This is a genomic window from Erwinia oleae, from assembly GCF_000770305.1.
Lineage (GTDB): Bacteria > Pseudomonadota > Gammaproteobacteria > Enterobacterales > Enterobacteriaceae > Erwinia > Erwinia oleae.
The window spans coordinates 1-18998 of record NZ_JNVB01000036.1; the positions used below are offsets into that span (position 1 = coordinate 1).

18 protein-coding genes are annotated in these 18998 nt (G+C 56.4%); 8 read left to right on the top strand and 10 right to left on the bottom strand.

Features of this window, described 5'->3' with window-relative positions; genetic code table 11:
- Positions 1-26: 26 nt before the first annotated feature.
- Positions 27-1115, bottom strand: a complete 1089-nt coding sequence (gene chaA / locus GS12_RS12630) for a sodium-potassium/proton antiporter ChaA (RefSeq protein ID WP_034947515.1) — start codon at positions 1113-1115, stop codon at positions 27-29.
- Positions 1116-1497: 382 nt separating this feature from the next.
- Between chaA and chaB the strand changes: the two genes are divergently transcribed.
- The gene (gene chaB, locus GS12_RS12635; protein ID WP_034914354.1) at positions 1498-1725 is read left to right on the top strand and encodes a putative cation transport regulator ChaB; all 228 of its coding nucleotides are present in this window, start codon (positions 1498-1500) and stop codon (positions 1723-1725) included.
- A 273-nt stretch (positions 1726-1998) separates the two neighbouring features.
- A complete protein-coding gene (locus GS12_RS12640) occupies positions 1999-2676 on the top strand; it encodes a gamma-glutamylcyclotransferase (RefSeq protein ID WP_034914357.1) in 678 nt (225 codons plus the stop codon).
- A 14-nt stretch (positions 2677-2690) separates the two neighbouring features.
- Here the strand turns inward: GS12_RS12640 and GS12_RS12645 are convergent, their stop codons facing one another.
- The 9 genes from GS12_RS12645 to GS12_RS12685 all read right to left on the bottom strand — a co-directional run bounded on the left by GS12_RS12645 (position 2691) and on the right by GS12_RS12685 (position 12881).
- Positions 2691-4112, bottom strand: coding sequence for a serine/threonine protein kinase (locus GS12_RS12645; RefSeq protein ID WP_034947518.1), 1422 nt, complete (start codon positions 4110-4112; stop codon positions 2691-2693).
- Between the two features lie 24 nt (positions 4113-4136).
- Positions 4137-5087: a hypothetical protein gene (locus GS12_RS12650; RefSeq protein ID WP_034947520.1), complete on the bottom strand. Its 951-nt coding sequence runs from the start codon at positions 5085-5087 to the stop codon at positions 4137-4139.
- 14 nt (positions 5088-5101) lie between these two features.
- Positions 5102-5878, bottom strand: coding sequence for a PP2C family protein-serine/threonine phosphatase (locus GS12_RS12655; RefSeq protein ID WP_034947522.1), 777 nt, complete (start codon positions 5876-5878; stop codon positions 5102-5104).
- Entirely contained in the window at positions 5875-7026 is a 1152-nt protein-coding gene (gene tagH / locus GS12_RS12660; RefSeq protein WP_034947525.1) for a type VI secretion system-associated FHA domain protein TagH, read from the bottom strand. The genes GS12_RS12655 and tagH overlap by 4 nt, the downstream gene beginning before the upstream one ends.
- 44 nt (positions 7027-7070) lie before the next feature.
- Positions 7071-7769 (bottom strand): type VI secretion system-associated protein TagF, encoded by a 699-nt coding sequence (gene tagF, locus GS12_RS12665; RefSeq protein ID WP_034947528.1) that lies wholly within the window; start codon positions 7767-7769, stop codon positions 7071-7073.
- A gap of 47 nt (positions 7770-7816) precedes the next feature.
- Positions 7817-9880, bottom strand: a complete 2064-nt coding sequence (gene tssM / locus GS12_RS12670) for a type VI secretion system membrane subunit TssM (RefSeq protein WP_052118447.1) — start codon at positions 9878-9880, stop codon at positions 7817-7819.
- On the bottom strand, positions 9880-11100 hold the full coding sequence (gene icmH, locus GS12_RS12675; protein WP_034947530.1) for a type IVB secretion system protein IcmH/DotU: 1221 nt from the start codon (positions 11098-11100) through the stop codon (positions 9880-9882). Before icmH ends, tssM begins: the two co-directional genes overlap by 1 nt.
- Positions 11101-11202: 102 nt before the next feature.
- Positions 11203-11715 (bottom strand): SH3 domain-containing protein, encoded by a 513-nt coding sequence (locus GS12_RS12680; RefSeq protein WP_034947533.1) that lies wholly within the window; start codon positions 11713-11715, stop codon positions 11203-11205.
- 371 nt (positions 11716-12086) lie between these two features.
- On the bottom strand, positions 12087-12881 hold the full coding sequence (locus GS12_RS12685) for a DeoR/GlpR family DNA-binding transcription regulator (RefSeq protein ID WP_034947535.1): 795 nt from the start codon (positions 12879-12881) through the stop codon (positions 12087-12089).
- A 358-nt stretch (positions 12882-13239) separates the two neighbouring features.
- On the opposite strand from GS12_RS12685, the gene GS12_RS12690 reads away from it, so the two are divergent.
- The 6 genes from GS12_RS12690 to GS12_RS12715 are packed head-to-tail and all read left to right on the top strand — an operon-like array spanning position 13240 to position 18969.
- On the top strand, positions 13240-14049 hold the full coding sequence (locus GS12_RS12690) for a transketolase (RefSeq protein ID WP_034947592.1): 810 nt from the start codon (positions 13240-13242) through the stop codon (positions 14047-14049).
- Positions 14046-14963: a transketolase family protein gene (locus GS12_RS12695; RefSeq protein ID WP_034914375.1), complete on the top strand. Its 918-nt coding sequence runs from the start codon at positions 14046-14048 to the stop codon at positions 14961-14963. Before GS12_RS12690 ends, GS12_RS12695 begins: the two co-directional genes overlap by 4 nt.
- Before the next feature lie 10 nt (positions 14964-14973).
- Positions 14974-15771: a GolD/DthD family dehydrogenase gene (locus tag GS12_RS12700; protein ID WP_034947538.1), complete on the top strand. Its 798-nt coding sequence runs from the start codon at positions 14974-14976 to the stop codon at positions 15769-15771.
- A 46-nt stretch (positions 15772-15817) separates the two neighbouring features.
- A complete protein-coding gene (locus GS12_RS12705; protein WP_034947541.1) occupies positions 15818-16753 on the top strand; it encodes a D-ribose ABC transporter substrate-binding protein in 936 nt (311 codons plus the stop codon).
- A gap of 44 nt (positions 16754-16797) precedes the next feature.
- Positions 16798-17409 (top strand): DUF2291 family protein, encoded by a 612-nt coding sequence (locus GS12_RS12710; protein ID WP_034947544.1) that lies wholly within the window; start codon positions 16798-16800, stop codon positions 17407-17409.
- A gap of 12 nt (positions 17410-17421) precedes the next feature.
- Complete coding sequence (locus GS12_RS12715; protein WP_235421152.1) at positions 17422-18969, top strand: sugar ABC transporter ATP-binding protein; 1548 nt, start codon at positions 17422-17424, stop codon at positions 18967-18969.
- The last annotated feature ends 29 nt before the right edge of the window (positions 18970-18998 follow it).

Below are 18998 nucleotides of genomic sequence, written 5' to 3' on the forward strand. Positions count from 1 at the left end.
TTTCCCTTTCTGCACGATACCCTTCGCTACAGCATAATTGTCATCAGATAACCGATAAACAGCGCCAGATGCGCTGCGCCATTCAGCACGTTGGTTCTGCCCGTTGAGAAGGAGATCTGACACAGCAACAGCGCGGCGAGCATCACCACCATCTGCGGCGGCTCAAGACCAAAAATGAGCTGCTGACCGGTGAGGGTGGCGATAAGGGTAACGGCAGGCACGGTCAGCGAGATGGTGGCCAGCACCGAGCCAAAAAAGAGGTTCATTGCGCGCTGGACCTGATTGGCGAGCACTGCCTTAATGGCGCCCAGCCCTTCAGGGGAGAGAATGAGCAGCGCCACCAGGAAACCGGTAAACTGCGCGGGCGCATTCAGCTCGGTCAGCAGCGATTCCAGCGTCACAGCGTTCATTTTTGTCACGGCAATCACCGCAATCAGATGCACCAGCAGCCAGAGGGTGTGCCGCAGGCTGGAGTGCGCAGAGGGTTTGCCATGATGCGGATCGTCGCCATCGTCTTCATGCTCATAGACAAACAGGCTCTGATGGGTTTTGGTTTGGATCAACAGGAAAACGCCATACATCGCCGCCGAAATGGCGGAAATCAGCAGCGCCTGCATGGTGGTGAAGTTGCCGCCTGGCAATGCATTGGGGAAGATAAGCACCAGCACGCCCAGGGGAAATATCGCGATCAGATATTGCTTAACGCCCGCCAGGTTGACGTACTGCGTGGCAAACTTCTGGCCGCCCATCAGCAATGCCGCGCCCACCAGACCGCAGGTCACAATCATGATAATGGAGTACAGCGTGTCGCGCATCAGCGCGGGAGCGGCGTCGCCCGTTGCCATCAGCGCTGAAATCAGGCTGACTTCAAGAATGACAACCGAAAGACTTAAAATCAGAGAACCGTAAGGCTCGCCTAAACGATGGGCCAGCACGTCCGCATGACGCACCACGCTGAATGCGCTGCTCAGGATCGCCACCAGCGCCAGCAGGTTAATGCTGATGATGACCGGAAAAGAGCCGGAAGCGCCCCAGAACCACAGAATAGCCAGTGCGGCAAGGGGCAAAAAGAGAGAATACTCGGTGTGGCGCGTTTTGCCACCTTCATGCGTCATGGCGTATTTCCTTCTGTAGGGTCATCAGGTTGAGCGAAGCGATATTTACGTCCTGTAATAAAAGATAACAGTCGAATCGAATAAGGCATCTTACGGAAAGTCGTAAACAAATTCATTCATTTTTACGTAATTTTACGGCTTGGTTATTTTTCTTCTTCGAAAAGTGTTTAAATCACTTATTGTTATTTATATTATTGATTTTTAAGTTATTTATTAATATTTATTCATAATCAATACTGCTTTTATCAACTTTAAAATCCCTGAGAACGTGGTGAAATCAGCGTTATCACGATTTTTTTCACTGGAGTCCGGGTAAGGGATCGTTGGCGAACCAGGCATTTTTGCACCATGCTTTTATAAAGTCATTAATCCGGAGGTCACTATGCCGTACCGTTCCCGTTCATCCTTACCTGACAGCGTCACTAACGTCCTTCCCGCTCACGCGCAGGATATTTATAAAGAAGCGTTTAACAGCGCCTGGGATGAGTATAAAGAGAAGAAAGACCGCCGTGGCGATGAGTCACGAGAAGAAGTCGCCCACAAAGTTGCCTGGTCAGCGGTAAAAAGTAAATACCAGAAGGGCGACGACGACAAATGGCACCAAAAATAACGGATTAATGGGGCGCGTGGTGCGCCCTGTCAGACCATTTCTATACCCGCCTTGTGCGTTTACCTGCTTCTGCCTCCACACTCCCTGAAGTTTTCTCCAACGCTGCCGATGATCAATTAAGTAAAATTTTTACTTTTGTGACGCGTATCAAACTTGATTGACGGCCCGCGATCGCATAGGGTCGTTATTGATAACGAAGCGATAAATGTCATGCATTGATTACAGGGATGGGGAGTTTTGTCAGGGAACGCAGTGGGTAACGGGGGAAGGTCTATGTTGACACGAGATTTCTTATTAAAGGCGGACTGTAAAACGGCATTCGGCGCTATTGAGGAATCGTTGCTGTGGACCTGTGAACAACGCGCGGCTTCGCTGGCCGCAACGCTTGCCTGTCGTCCCGATAACAGTCCTGTATGGGTTTTTGGCTACGGTTCCCTGATGTGGAATCCCGTTTTTGAATCAGAAGAGGTGGCGGAAGGGACGCTGGATGGCTGGCACCGCGCATTTTGTCTGCGGCTGACAGCCGGACGCGGCACCGCGACCCGGCCGGGAAGAATGCTGGCGCTGAAAGAGGGCGGTAAAACCACCGGGTTGGCTTTCCGCCTTCCGGAAGCGCAGCTGTATGAAGAGCTGGAGCTTTTGTGGAAGCGGGAGATGGTCACCGGCTGCTACCTGCCGACGTGGTGCGATCTGGCGCTGGCCGATGGTCGAACGGTAACGGCGATGGTATTTGTGATGGACCCGCGTCATCCGCTCTATGAAGCCGATTCCTGCCCGAATACCATTGCGCCGCTGATTGCCCAGGCGAGTGGGCCGCTCGGCACCAATGCACATTATCTGTTTGCGCTGGAGCAGGCATTGCAGAAACGTGGACTGTATGACGACTGCCTGACCGATCTGGTGCAGCGCGTACGCGATCTTCAGCAGTGTCATAACGGCATGGTGGGATAGCCTCCCACTTTATATTACAGCCCCGGATTAATCAGCCAGGTGCCGGGTTTATTGATCTCCAGCTGCTGGCTGTAAATATCATTACCGGACTGTACCGCAATCTTGTAACTTCCCGCCGCCAGGTTCAGTGACGCATAGCCGCTGTTATTCGGTTTGACGTCTACCGGCGTGCCGTTGAGCAGCACCGTTTCTTCGTTAGTCAGTTTGAGATAAACCGTGGCCATCATGGGCGCAGTGCTGGTGGCGGGAGCCACCTCCGCCTGGCCGGAAGCGGCAGCGGGCGCCGTATCGGCAGACTGCTGCGCGTCCCGCTGGTTCAGTATCACCACCAGGCCAATAATGGCCAGCACGGCGATGCCGCTCAACAGCGCTAAAGGCATCGACAGCCTGCGCGCGCGGCGCGGCGTGACGAGTTCAGCGGTGCCCGCAGCGGGATTAACCGCCAGCGCAACCGGCTCATCAGGTTCGGGCGCGGGTTCCGGCACCTCTTCCCTGTGCAGCATGGCTGTGGTGCCAACCACCAGTTCCTCCACCGTTGAAACCGGCAGATCGATAAGGGCGGCGAGTTCATCAATGGACTGCGGACGATCGTGCGGCTTCATCATCAGCGACCGATCGATAGCGTTAAGCAGCGACAGCGAAAAGCCTTCCGGCCGAAGCTGGGTCAGCGGCTGATAGCGATCTTCGATACAGCGCACCACGCTCACCGGCGGCGGGCTGCCGGTGACCAGCGTATGCAGAACGGCACCCAGCGCATAGATGTCCGTCCACGGCCCCTGTTCGCTGTCGCTCTCTTCGCTGTACTGCTCAATGGGCGCATAGCCGGGCTTGAGCATGATTTCCGTTTGATCGGAAAGGTTGCCAATCTCTTTGCGTGCCGAGCCGAAATCCAGCAGCACCGGTAGCTGGTTCTCCTGAATCTGGATGTTGTCCAGCGAAATGTCCCGGTGCAGGTAGCCAGCCTGATGAATGGTGCCAATCGCGCCGAACAGCGGCGGCAGCAGCTGGCGGATCCAGGCGTCGTCAATCGGCTGCGCGCTGTTCTGTTGCCACTCTTTAAGCGTCATGCCGCTGTAATAGAGCGTACCCATGTACGCCGTGCCGTTCTCTTCCCAAAAACGCAGGACGTGCAGCAGACCGGGATGCGTGAAACGGGCCAGCAGGCGCGCCTCTTTAATAAAGCTGTTTTTGCCTGCGGAGAAGAGCCGCTGGTGACGTTCGCTTCGCAGCGTTATCGACATATCCTCCGCCCGCGAGGCCAGCGACACGGGAAGATATTCCTTGATGGCGATGGTGCGTTCGAGAAGGTGATCCCATGCGCGATAGACGATGCCAAAACCGCCACCGCCAATGACTTCTTTTATCTCAAACTCGTTAAAGCGATAGCCTGCCGGAAGGGTATTGGGCAGATTTTTTGCGTTGTCATTTGCCGACATAATAACCACTCTCTGTATGCAGGGCTAGTTAACGGTGCGCCAGGCGCCAATTGCCGGATCGGCCAAATCTTCATGAAGATCGTCTACCAGCAGCACGGTAATTTTTATTTGTGGGCTGACAACCGCAGACCAGACATTTCTCAGCGCTTCAATGCGGTTTTTTAGCGCGTCGGCGTCGGCGGCTTCGCTGCGGCTCATTTTCACCAGTAGCGTACCGTCAAAAGACCACACGTGCAGCGACGCGTTGAAGGGCAACACCAGCCAGCTCTCTTTGGCATCCGCTTTGGTCACCACAAGACGCTGATTATTCGCGGTGACGATCTCCAGCGCACCGGCTACCTGCTTAATATTGCGCAGTGGGTAGCCTTCGTAAAATTGTACCGCGACCGGCTGCGCTTTACCGTCCGTTGAGAGCGTCAATTCGGTGCTGCCTTCCAGCCAGCCTTCGGTAGAACAGCTCAGGCCTTTGCCTTCCGGAATAAACAGCGACTGGCCGTTTTTGTCCCACCAGGTGCGGAAATGGCAACCGCCCGGCAGGTCGAAATGCTGTAAAGGATCGCTGTTGGCCGGTTGAGAGAGGTCGAGAGGGGCCGCGTTGCTTTCCGTGGCGGCTGCCGTTGAGTCAGCGATAACAATCGGATGCCAGCGCTGCTCTTTGGCGGCGGTGCCCGTTGCCAGCACCGTTCCCTGGTCGTTGGTCATCTGCCAGGGAAGCTCCACCAGCTTACCGCACTGATTCAGGAGCAAATTGCCCACGCGAGGCAGGAAAGAGACCAGCACGCTGGACTCTTTACTTTTGCCGGAGACAATGCGCAGATGAATATTTTCCTGACACCAATCCTGCGGCGCTTTACTGCTGACGCCATCAATGAACACTTCCAGCGCCAGGCTGGGAGAGTAAACCACGCGATAATCTTCCGCCTGAACGGCAGAAGCAAACATCATGAGTGCAGTGGCGGGCAACCAGTATTTCATAAGGTTCCTTGGCGTTAATCCCGCGGCGGCAAAAAGCGAGCCGAATCCGCTGTGGATTGAAACAGAGTGGTCTCCTGTGGCGAGCCTACCCAAACCGCCACAGCACTTAAATTATCTTTTTTATCGCTACGATCGATCGCGTCCTGCATCAGCGCCAGCCACTCCTGCGGCGAGTTGACCATGCGCAGCGCCTGCTCCATCTCCTGCTCGCTGAGGCTGGACCAGAAGCCGTCGGTACAGACCAGAAAAGCGTCGCCGTCTTCCAGTTGAACCACGTCGCTGTAGCTGACGGACTGGCTTCCTTCCGCGCCGAGAGCAGTATAAAGTAAATTACTGTTAATTCCGGTATTTTCATATCCCGCATCGCGCATCTGCTGAGCAAGACTGTGGTCGCGGGTGACGGCATGAATAAACCCGCGGCGGAAGTGATAAACGCGGCTATCGCCAGCGTGGGCCCACCATGAGCGCTGTTCGTTGCGGTCAATAAACAGCGCCGCCAGGGTGGTGCTCATGCGCTTCAAATTCAGATTATTCCTCTGCATGTCACGGATGGCATTTTCCGCCACGGCGATCCATTTTGCCGTTTCGCCAGGTTCAATGGGCATATCGTCGTGCAGTTCGGCGAGCAGCGCATCGCGGGCAAGCTGGGCGGCCATGTCACCGCCGGCATCGCCCGCCACGCCGTCACACACCAGAAAACAGGCGCTGGCGTTGCCCAGCAGAGTACCGGTTCTGTCCTGATTACTTTCGCGCGCGCCAATTTGCGACGTTGAAGCAAAATTTATATTCATTCTTCATCCGGCCTGATTTGTGAGTCTTTGTACTGATGAACTTCCATATCGTAAGCCTTCAAAAAGGCCTCGCCGAAGAGCGTATGAAAATCGTCTTCAATTTCACCAGAGGTCTGCTGATAATGGCGCAAAAAATAGTCCCACAGCGCGGCCTTTTTACCCGCGCTGAACGCAAAACGCGGCAGAATTCCGTCACGCTTTGCGTTATCTTCCAGGCGCTGCGGGTTAAAAGATTGCAGCATGGCGGCGATAATGGCGCGAATACCGGCGATCATGCCTAACTGGTGCGCCTGCAAATCGACCATCGCGTCCCTGACAGCCTGTTCGGCAGGCATAAAACCAGGCATCTGGCTTTGATAGATCTGCATCAGCACCGTCTTGCCTGACGGTAATATTTTGAAGGGATTATTGGCCTCGTTCAGAATCATTGTCATTTCGGCTTTAACGCCGCGCTTCAGTATGGAGCGTGAAGAGAGCAGCGCGACGGTACCCTGTGAAAACAGGCTCAGCATGCGTCCGGTCATGCGCATTTGCTCTTCAGTCAGCGCGACGCCGCCATGTTCAAGGCCCATACCTTCCACCAGCGCCGCAATAAGACGGTGTTCATTTCCCTGTACCGCGACGCTATTCACGGTGGACACCTCAGAGTCGACAGGATCGATGCCCAGCCTGGCTTCATTTTGCCTGGCGGTACGCGCCTGCTGTTGCTCCGCGCTTACGCTCTCCATCGGCTGCACCAGGATTGGCGCCTCCTCGGTGAGAATGCCTAACGGATCGTTCAGGCCAGGATCAAAAAGGGCCAGCGGATCGAGCGTCTCTTCAGGCGCGGCTTGTGCAACGAGTGGATCGCTGACCGCAATGCGATACTCGCCAATACCGAGCACGTCGCCATGACGTAATATCGTCTGGTTGCCGCGTGTCAGCGCAACCCCGTTATGGATAACGGCGCTGACGCTGCCCTGGTTGGTGAGTCGGCATTCGCCGTTACCGGCAATATGCACCACGGCCTGCAACCGGGAAATCGCCCGATCTTCATCGGGCAGGACAAGGTTATTGTCAACGCTACGGCCAATGGTGCCGCCGGGAGCGACAAATTCACAGACGGTATCAGGTGCTTCGGTTTTGCTTTCAACAATGGTAAATCGCATGCGCTTTTCCTGAAGCCAGGGCCTGAAATTCAGGCCGAAAAACTCTATTCAAACATGGGCGGATAGAGTCCGTGACGACCCGACTGCGAGACGGCAGCGGGATCGAACAACTGGGAAAATAAATGAGCAGTTAAATTGCCGCTGTGCTTATGGCTGGCCAGCGGATAGCCATCACTTTGATTTGTCCACCAGTAGCTGGTGTACTGGGTGGGATCGAAGCGGACGGCGACCTCGCGCCACGCCAGCGTGCAGGGCAGATCCTGATAACCGATGATATCCATGATGTCTGACTGCCCGGTATCCGGCAGCGCCAGCGGCGTGAGCGCCTTCAGCGCGCTGTCAAGCTCTTCCGCCGTACAGGTAAGCTGAGTGGCCTGGCAGAGCACGTCGCCGAGCTGGCGAAACCACTCTCCTGACACGGCCAGCTGAGCGGGATGCCAGTGGCTTACCGGCACGCTCTGTAGGGCAATCAACGGCCAGGCACGGCCCACGCGATCCCGTGAAGGCAGCATGCAGCCGATCTGCACACGCTGAACGCCAAGCGTCGCCGGTAGCGCAAAGTTCCACACCGGTGCACGGCTGAACTCAACGCTGATGCCGTCGCTGTGATGATGCCAGTGGGTAAGACCCAACTGGAACCAGTTAAACCAGCTGGCGACAATATTTTCTGGCAGCCGACGCTGCAAAAAATCACCCGTCCCTGGCAACTTGCCATACCATCCCAGGTCATTTTTCTCTGCCATCGTGATGACCTTATCGGTGAGTAAATGATATGAGTGCCCTGAAATTATTATCGCTGAGAGGCAGGTTGCTGGCCCGCGTTCGTAGACAGCTTTTTCACCACCAGCCCATTGTCCCGTGCAAAGGGCGAGGTCTGAATCTGACGATCCAACAACTGGCTCAGATGCCAGTCGAGCTGCTGAAGCTGGCTGGTTGTTACGCTGGCGGGCAGGGAACGCTGGAGATTTTGCATCACCCAACCACGTAAAAATTCGCCGTCATAGCTCCGCGGCTGGTAAAGCATTTGATAGGCGCGTAGTGCGTTACGACTGAATTCACTGTCGCTGCCGTTATCATTTCGTAGCGTAGCGGTAATAGTTTGCGCCACGCGCGGTAATAACAGCGATTTCAACGCGTTCTGATAAAAACTCCATGCGGCGCCACCTATCTGTTCGCCCCGATACAGCCCCGCTCGCATGGTGATCGGCGGCGCGTCAAGCGTGAAGCCGTTACTCTGCGGCAGAGCCACCAGGCTATTCAGAAAGGGTAGCAGATCCAGGATGTTTCCGGTGTTATTACGCGTCAACAGGCGCGCCTGCTGCTCAACGGGCGGCAGTCTGGTCGCCACCTGTTGCAGATAGCGCTGATTTTTAAAATAGCTCGTCGTCCACAGCCCTGCTGCGGTAAGCAGCGTGATGCCGAGGATGCCATAGCCTGTCCAGTGAATCAGCCGGTTGCGGTGTTCCCACGAGCGGTCGCTGCCCGCCAGGTTGCGCTCGGCGAAAATCATATCGCTCAGCAGGGCACGAATAAAATAGCTGTGGCCTCTGTTCGCCGGGATGGGGGCATTGCGGTGAACGCTGTCCCAGCTGGCAATGGTGTGGTTTGCCTGCTGCGGCAGCTGGAGCTTACGCGTCAGATCTCCCATGATACGGTCAAACGGCAGGCCTTCCTGAGTGCCGCTGGTGAAGAACAGCCCGCGAGGCGCCCAGGGCATTTCACCGTTTTCCGGAGAGAAAACGATGTCGAGATACTCCGCCAACAGGGGGCGAAGCGACGCAAACTCCTGCGGGAAAAGGAAGCAGTCCGCGCGCAGGCTCAAATCGCTTTCTTTGGTCATCCGCTCCGGCAGATCATCCATCAGGCTGGCCGACAGCGCGCGAAACTGCTGCTCAAACAGCGCGTGGAGATCCTGTCCGCTCTGTAATTTGTTGTGCCACGGAAAGCTGAAACCCCAAATTTTGTCGCGCTGAGCTTTATCCAGCGACCCGAAATAGCTCATAAAGCCTTTCAGCAGATCGGTTTTGGTCACCATCACATAGACGGGAAAATGGATACCGGTTTGCTGATGCAGTTCCGCCATGCGCTGGCGCAGGGAACGCGCCTGCGCAATGCGCACCTCGGCGGAGTCGCTAAGCAGGTCGGCTACGCTTATCGTCATTATCACGCCGTTAATAGGCTGACGGGTGCGATAGCGCTTCAGCAGATTAATAAACATGTGCCACTCGCCGGCGTCGCGTGCGCGCTGGCTCTCCTGAAGCGTGTACCGTCCCGCCGTATCCAACAGTACCGCCTCATCGGTAAACCACCAGTCGCAATGGCGCGTCCCGCCAATGCCGCGCAGCGCAGTTTTCCCCAGCGTTTCGCTCAGGGGAAACTCCAGCCCTGAGTTGATCAGCGCCGTGGTTTTCCCGGCACCGGGCGCGCCCACAATCATGTACCAGGGCAGCTGATAGAGATACTGTGCCGTAAATCGCTGCAACCATCCGTTTCTCTTTCTGCCGCGCGCAGGGAAATGGCGTTTTTTCAGCATCATCGCCGCATCGGTAAAGCGGGAGGTCAGCAGATCTTCCGTTGCGGCCTGCTCGGCGTGGTCAACGCCGCTGGTTTGCAGGTTAGTGAGCAGTTTGCTGTTGAACCAGGCGCGGTAAAGCTGCGGGATAAGCTGGAAACAGATCCACACAAAGTAGCAAATGCCAATGGCGATCTGTCGGTTGAGCCTGCTTTCAAGCCAGTGAACGCCCTCAAGCGAAAACAGCGGCCCCAGAAGCCAGACCAGTGCCGACAGGGCAGTAACGCCCACAAATCCCCACAGAAGGCGATTGAAAAACAGATTATAAAAAGTGGAGGGCATCAGGATTTCCCCGCGTGACTGTCATCGATTACCGGGGCCGGTGACAGAATGATTTCTACCCGGCGGTTTTGCGCCCGGTTCTCTGCACTGTCGTCAGGCAGCAGGGGATTGCTGTCGCCGCGTCCTTCGCTTCTGAACAGATGGCCCGGCATCGCCATCTGCTCGCGCATTTGCAGCGTGACCGCACGGGCCCGCGCCAGTGAATACTCAAAATTCGAGGCAAAGTTATTGTCAGGCACCGGCTGATTATCGGTATAGACGCTGACCTGAATCGTCCCTTTGCTGTCATCCATCGCGGCGGCAACGCGGTTAATAATCGTCTTGCCCTGCGGCGACAGATCGCTTCTGTTGCTGGCATAGAGGGCATCAGCCTGAATGATCACCTTGCTGCCGTTTGTGCCGTCAGCCACGTCAAGCTGACGCGAAGCGATGAGATCGCCTAGCCGACGACGCAGGTCGAGCAGCGCCTGGCTGGCGTTGGTTCGGACGGCGATTTCAGTTTTCGGCAGCGGCATCTGCCAGATAGCGCGCAGCAGCGGTTCGGTGGCATTCCCTAACCGCCAGTTCAGACCGGAATAGAGAAGAGCGGCAACGAATGCCGTCACCGCAAAGCAGGCCCAGAGAGGAGCAGGCGGACGCCAGAGGGTATTTTGCAGCGTGTCATGAAGCGGCTCCACTGCCGTTTCGCGCAGCGGCGCGCCGCGCGTTTCAGCAATGAGCTGAGTGAGTCGATTCCGCAGCGCGTCGCGCTGAATACGGCCCTGATCCATTCCACGATAGCGGCCTTCATAGCCGAGCAGAAGGCAGTAATGAATAATTTCAAGCAGCCAAAGATGCTGGTCTGGCGTTTGCGAAACGCGCGACAGGAGCTGAAACACTTTTTCGCCGCCCCAGCTTTCATTATGAAAGGTGACCAGCAGGCCATTTCCTGACCAGATGCCGCGCGTTCCCCACGGCGTTTGCGCGGCGGCTTCATCCAGCACGCTACACAGGCAGTAGCGCGCGCCGATGATCGTATCAAACGGCAGACCGGCCTGCTTGCAGCGCGCTTCAAACTGGCGCATCTCATCGACAAGCTGCTGGCGCAGCCCGGCAGGGTCGTCATGCGTCACGGCCAGGCGGATCTGCACAATGGCATTCAGCAAAGGCGCGGCGGCAGTCAGTAGCGGGTTGTCATGGCTGACGGAGCGAGGCGCGTCAGCGGCGTTTTCCAGCGTCATCAGGCTATTTTGAGTTCCGCTTCAGTGCAGTAGTGATACTGCTATGTCCATACCGTTGGCGAAGCATGCCCGCCATCCCGGAACGGGAAGGGCGGGAAAACGCTACTCCAAAATCCAGGTTGCGGTGTCGCTGTTACGGCAGGCTTTACTTTTATCGCCCACGTCAACGCACACTTTTTTAACGCTCTTGCGCGGACGAGGGCGATCGTTGCGCACCGTCGCGTCATAGAGGTCTTCTTTTACGCCTGCCTTGAAGGGCACATAGCCGATGAGTTCCTGCTGATCCGTTTCGGCCACGGCCAGCCAGTGGTTTTCCACTTCACCCAATACGGTAAAGGGCTTACCGTTCTCCAGATAACGGACAACGTTGCCGCTGAAATCCGGACGGGTCATCACCGACGCATTGTAGAGCGCACGATAGGTTTCATTTACAGGAGAGAAAGTCTGTGGCGCCTGAACCGCATGACGATGCGTAAGCGTAACGCCATCGACTTCACTGGTCACGACGGTATCATCAGTCACCGGCGGCGGCGGTGCCTTACATCCGGCCAGAGTCAACACGGCCAGCAGGGTTAACGCGATGCTCGTTTTCACATTGATCCTCGTGAATTTCATCAGTGAGTCTTATTGTCCAAGGCGAAACCCTGATATTTTGCCGCCGCCCGGCAGAGTAACAGGGCGGCGACATTAAAATTATTCAGGTTTACAAAAAGATAAAACCATAGCTAGTTTACATTACGTATTTGAGATTGGGAACCATTGCAGGCAGACGGATTCCATGTTAATAGCCCGCATTCAGGCGCTTTAAGACCCTTCAGGGCAACGCGTGCGACGATTTGATTAAGAAGCATAATCTATTAGCGGTTTCGTTAACAGGAAATGGAGACATCGCGCGGATCAGAGAACGAAAAATCAGAAAAAAACTGTAATAAAATTCATGAGTAACGCAGCGAAAATAATTTTATTTTGCCGCGTTGACTTGCGGTTCACCCACCGGCAACCAGCACATTGACGCCAAGGGCTTCAAACGCGGCCACCGACTCCGGTGTGATGCCATTATCGGTGATGAGATAGTGAATATTGCTCCAGTCGCACGGCAGCGCGAACATGGACACCTTATCTATTTTGCTGGAATCCGCCACCACATATACCGTTCGCGCTGACCTGATCATCGCGCTTTTCACTTTAATATCGGTTTCGCTTGGAAAGCTCAGCCCCAGGCGGGGCGAGATACAGGCGGTGGCGAGGAACAGCTTCTCCGCCAGCACGTTTTCAAAAAAGCTGGCCGCCTTTTCTCCGGAGGTGGAAAGCGTGGGAAATTTAAACGTGCCGCCGGTCAGCAAAATGTTGATGCCGGGCTCGCCGCCAAGCATCAGTGCGATATTGACCGCCGTAGTGACAACCGACAATTTGCGAATGTGGCCGATCTGTTGCGCAATAGCGGTAGTGGTGGTGCCTGAATCGAAAATCACCGTGTCGCCATTTTCGATATGCTGTGCAGCCAGTCTGCCGATAGCCTGCTTCTCATCAAGGTGAGTTTGCCGTTCAAGCAGTAATGCGCCGGTATTCTGTTTGCCGGTAGACAGCGTTGCGCCGCCGTGATAACGCTGAACATACCCCTCTTTTTGCAGATTCCGCAGGTCGGTTCTGATCGTTGCTTCCGTCAGACCAAATGCTGCGGTAAGCATCTTAACGGTGACGGTTCCGTCCTCACGAATCATCTCCAGAATCTTTTCCCGCCGCTGTTGCATATCCGCAAACTGCTCGTTTTTGTTTTTCAACCGAAATACTCCCTCTGCCCGGCTGCGGCCGGGAACGTCACACGCCCACTTTCTGAGACAAATATTACTCTGCGGCGTGCCGGAAAGCGAATTGAAACGAAAATGGCATTTACTTTCGAATGAAAATATAAACTGGTCAGAACAGGCTTTTTCAGAACGTAATCAGGCGATAATTCAATCAATTATAAAGAATATTATTTTTTATATAACAATTTCAGCGTGTTAAATAAATACGATCTCTTTTGTCCGAAATTTGATCTTCCCCACAAATAAGTGGAAAGCGATAGCGTATATTTTTATTCGAAAATTAAATGCAGTTTGCTACCCGCTCGACGGCTCTTCAGACAAAGAGGTAATGATGGACTCTCAGACAATCAGACAGACGGCGCGGCAGGCACGGCGCTACGTGCTGCAAATGAATCATCGGGCAGGTAAAGGCCACACGGGCGCAGATCTGTCTGAAGTGGATATTATTTGCACGCTGTTTATGGCAGTGATGGATCGGCAGGCCGCACGACCGGATCAGGATCGCTTCATCCTGTCGAAAGGTCACGGCGCAGGCGGGCTTTACTGTAGCGCGGCGGCGATGGGGCTGATCGCGCCGGAAGTGCTCGATCAGTTTATGGGCGACGACACGCTGCTGGCAGGGCATCCGATTCGACAGAAGCTGCCGGAACTGGTGGAGATCAACTCCGGCGGATTGGGGCATGGGCTGCCGATTGGCGTTGGGCTGGCGCTGGGAAACAAGCTTTCCGGCCTGGGCCATCGCCGGGCGTTTGTGCTGTTGGGCGACGGTGAACTGGCAGAAGGGTCCAACTGGGAAGCGGCCATGTCGGCCAGCAAGTTTCGTCTTGATAATCTCATCGCCATCGTCGATCGGAACCGTCTGCAACTGGCGGGCAAAACCGAAGAGATCATGCCGCTTGAGCCGCTGGCCGACAAATGGCTGGCGTTTGGCTTTGAGGTGATTGAGTGCGACGGCCACGATCCCGACGCCATTCTTGCCGCCGTGAACCGGCCTTCTGCGGGCAAACCGCGAGTGATCCTTGCCAACACCGAAAAAGGGCACGGCATCTCATTTATGGCCAATGTGCCGGCCTGGCACCACGGGGTGCCCGACGATGAACAGCTGGCGATTGGGCTGGCAGAGCTGGAGGAACAGCAATGAAAGATTTACGCGACGCCGTTATCGCCACGCTGCTGGAGGCGCAGCAGAATGGCGCAAACCTCAGCGTGATGGTGGCGGATTCCACTTCCACGTCAAAAATCGCGCCCTTTGAAAAAGCCTTTCCGGATCGGGTGATTAACGTCGGCATTGCCGAGCAGAACATGGTGGGTATGGCCGCTGGCGTGGCGCTCAGCGGGCGCACCGTGTTCACCGCCAATGCGGCACCGTTTCTTTTTGCCCGCTCAAATGAGCAGGTTAAAAATGACATCTGCTATACCGAAACCAACGTCAAAATGCTCGGGCTTAACGCCGGCTTCGCCTACGGGCCGCTGGGCGCAACGCATCACTGCACCAACGACATTGCTAACGCCCGCACCTTTGGCAACCTGCAAATTTTCGCCCCGGCGGACGCCGTCCAGGCCAGCGCCATCACGCGCTACGCCATTCAGCACAACGGCCCGGTCTATATCCGTATGGACAGCGACAAACTGCCGGTGCTGCACGATGACAGCTGGCAGTTTGTACCGGGCAAGCCGGAAGTGTTACAGACGGGAGAAGAGACGATTGTGTTCTGCCTGGGCACGCTGGCGCATGAGGCACTGGCGGCAGAGGAGCAGGGCATCACTATTGTCTCGCTGCCGTCGCTCTGGCCGCTGGACGAAACGGCAGTGGTCAAACTGATTGCCGCGCACCGCCAGGTCATCGTGATGGAAGAGCATTCGCTGAGCGGCGGCCTCAGCAGCATCATTGGCGAACTGCTGCACAAACACGGTCTGCGTCAGCGTTTTATCCCGCTGGGCATCCCGGCGTATGAATTTACCCACAGCAGCAGTCGCGAAACGCTTCGCGGTCAGTTCCGCATTGATGCGGCAGGCCTGCGCGTCACGCTGCGCGGCATCGCCGCCGCCGCATAAGGAGCCCGAAATGAGTCAAGAATACGATGTCAGTCTGCGTTACGGCGTGGACAGCGGACAGGATCTGAGCGGCAAGGTTGCGGTGGTGACCGGCGGGCTGGGCGGCATCGCTATGGCCAGCAACGACATGCTGCTGGCGAAAGGCGTGCGACTGGCGCTGCTCTATCCCGCTTTTGAGCAAGCGAAGGCTGATGAAGCGGCAACGCGTTTTGATGCGGAGCGCGTGCAGTTTGTTCAGTGCGATGTCACCGATCCGACCTCGGTGGAACAGGCGATTGCCGCCGTTGAGCACCGCTACGGGCAGATCGACATTCTGATCAACTGTGCTGGCTATGTGATGCTGCAACCGGTGCTGGAAACGGATATTGACGAGTGGCATAAGCAGATCGCCGTCAACCTGACCGGGCCGTTTCTCTGTTCGCAGGCGGCGGCCAGACGGATGGTCAGCGCCGGGCGCGGCGGCAAGATCATCAACATCGCCTCCCAGGCAGCCTCAATTGCCATTGATAACCACGTTGCCTACACCTCCGCCAAGGCCGGTCTGCTGGGCATGACAAAGGTGATGGCGAAGGAATTTGCGCCGCACAAAATCAACGTGAATACGCTCTCGCCCACGGTGGTGCTGACGCCAATGGGCGAAAAAGCCTGGCGCGGTGAAAAAGGCGAAGCGATGAAGCAGCTGATCCCGCTGGGACGCTTTGCTTATACCGATGAAATTGCCGCTGCCGTACTGTTCTTTTGCAGCAATGGCAGCGACATGATCACCGGTGCCGACCTGATGATCGACGGAGGTTTCACTATCTGGTAACCCGAACACCCTGTACCCACACAATAACAACAGTGAGAGAACCTCTATGAAAACGCGTTTAACGCTATCAGCCGTTGCTGCGGTGTGTGCCCTCTCGCACGCCGCTATCGCCGCTGAAAAGGGCACCATTATGATCCTCGTTAACTCGCTGGATAACCCGTATTACGCTTCCGAAGCGAAAGGGGCCAACGTCAAGGCGCAGGAGCTGGGCTACAAAACCACCGTCCTTTCTCACGGCGAGGACGTCAAAAAACAGAGCGAACTGATCGACGCGGCTATTGGTAAAAAGGTGCAGGGCATCGTGCTTGATAACGCCGACTCCTCCGCCAGCGTCGCCGCCATTAAAAAGGCCAAAGACGCGGGCATCCCGGTGGTGCTGATCAACCGGGAAATCCCGGTGGATGACGTGGCGCTTGAGCAGATCACCCACAACAACTTCCAGGCCGGCTCGGACGTTGCCAACGTCTTCGTGGAAAAGATGGGCGAGAAGGGCAAATACGCCGAGCTGACCTGTAACCTGGCGGATAACAACTGCGTGACCCGTTCCAAATCCTTCCATCAGGTACTGGATCAGTATCCGGATATGCAGAGCGTGGCGAAGCAGGACGCCAAAGGCACGCTGATTGATGGCAAACGCATCATGGACAGCATTTTACAGGCGCACCCGGATGTGAAAGGGGTGATCTGCGGTAATGGCCCGGTCGCGCTGGGCGCGATTGCGGCGCTGAAGGCGGCGGGACGGAGCGATGTGACGGTTGTCGGGATTGACGGCAGCAACGACGAGCGCGATGCGGTGAAAGCCGGCACGCTGAAGGCCACGGTGATGCTTCAGGCGCAGGCGATTGCGGCGCAGGGCGTGATCGATCTCGATAACTTTATTCAGAAGGGCGCTAAGCCGCAGAAGCAGCGCGTAATGTTCCGCGGCATTCTGATTGACCAGGAAAACGCCGGCAAGGTACAGGATTTTAACTTCAAATCGTAATCGGGCCGAGCAGCGCCCCTGCCGGGGCGCAAAGGAGAAAACCTATGTCCATGCGAGTCTGGCTGGCAATGGCCGCGCTGCTGCTCGGCGGCTGTCGCATCGTTTCACAGCAGGAGTTAGCCGAACTGAAAAACCCGCCCAATCCCAACATGGCCAATATCAACGCCACCTGGTCGCAAAAAATTGTGCCGCAGGTGCAGCAGGAGGCCAGGCCGCTGGGCGAGCTGATGAAGAATCTCGCCGATGCGAAGGATTTCGACAGCGCCTGCCAGCAGTACGGTCACCGCAGCCAGGCTGAAAACCCCTGCGTCTTCGCGGTAAAGATCAGCGGCAGCGTCACGGCGGTGAATGCCACCTCGCGCAGCGGCAAAATGACCGTGCAGGATCAAAGCGGCCAGCGCGTGGTGGTGCAGACCGGGCCGATTATACGCGGCACGGCGCTGCGCGACGTTTACAAAGGCGCGAGCTATCAGGACTTTAACGATCAGGTGCTGTTTGGCGATTACGGCAAGGCGATCAACACCCTGGCGGCCAGTGACATGAAAAAACTTCAGCCGAAATCGGGCGATAACGTGGAAGTGGATGGCGTGTTCAGCAGTTGGGACGTGCCGAAGAGCGTACCGGATATCACGCCCGCGCGCGTGGTGCGTCAGTAAGGAGTGAAAACAGTGCAGAGCGAAGCTGAACACCTGACGCCGGTCGCCGACGGTCATGAAGTGATTATTGAAACCCGCAACGTCTCGCGCATCTATCCGGGCGTTACCGCGCTGGACAGCGTCAGCTACCGCGTCTGGCGTAACCAGGTCAACGTGCTGATTGGTGAAAACGGCGCGGGCAAGTCCACCATGATGAAGATGCTGGCGGGTGTGGAAACACCGTCCTCGGGCCAGATCCTGCTGGACGGCAAGCCGGTGACGCTGACCTCCACTCAGCAGGCGGAAAAGCACGGCATCAGCATTATTTTCCAGGAGCTAAATCTTTTTCCGAACATGAATGTGATGGACAACATTTTCATCGGTAACGAGTTTTTCCAGCACGGGGTGATTAACGAAAAATATCAGTATCAGTTAGCGAAGGCGCTGCTTGAGCGGCTGGAACTGGATGTCGATCCGCTGGCGCCGCTTGGCGAACTGGGCATTGGTCATCAGCAACTGGTTGAGATTGCGCGGGCGCTGTCAAAGGACACCCGCGTGCTGATTATGGACGAGCCGACCTCAGCGCTCAGTCAGTCGGAGGTGAAGGTGCTGTTCACTATTATCGGCGCGCTGAAGCGGCGCGGCGTCACCATTATCTATATCTCTCACCGGCTGGAGGAGCTGATGGAAATTGGCGATCGCATCACCATTTTTCGCGACGGGCGACGCATCGCCGAGCGGGAAGTGCGCGACGCCAGCGTACCCTGGATTATTGAGCAGATGGTGGGCGATAAGAAAAAACACTTTGACTATCAGCCTGCCGAACAGCGCGAAACCGTCCTTCAGGTCAACGGGCTGACCGCGCTGGCGCAGAACGGCGGCTACACGCTCAACGATGTCAGCTTTGCGCTGCGTAAGGGCGAAGTGATTGGCGTTTACGGCCTGCTGGGGGCCGGCCGAACCGAACTGTTCAAAGGGATCATTGGCCTGATGCACTGCGAGCGCGGCAGCGTGCTGCTGAACGGCGAAAGCCTTGAACGCTGCGGCTTCCAGCGTCGCCTGAAAAAGGGCATTGCGCTGGTGCCGGAGGATCGCAAAGGCGAAGGGATGGTGGAGATGATGTCCATTAAAAGCAATATGACGCTCAGCGACCTCAGCCTGAAGGGCTTTCGCCGGGCGCTGGCGCGGCTGAATCCGCAAAAGGAGACCGCGCGCGTGGACGAGATGATCGCCCGGCTGGCGATCAAGGTCAGCGATGCCGAACTGCCGGTGACCTCGCTGAGCGGCGGAAATCAGCAGAAGGTGGTGCTGGGAAAAGCGCTGATGACCGCGCCTGAGGTGGTGCTGCTTGATGAACCGACCCGCGGCATTGACGTGGGCGCAAAAACCGATGTTTACCACCTGATTGGTTCAATGGCGCAGGCAGGGCTGGCGGTGATGTTCTCCTCATCGGAACTGGACGAGGTGATGTCGTTGGCCGATCGCATTCTGGTGATGGCCGATGGAAAAATCACCGCCGACCTGACCCGCGCAGAAGCCACGCGCGAAAAGCTGATCGCCGCATCCACGCCACACGACTAATCGCGCCAGCCACCGGCGGGCAGTGAGGA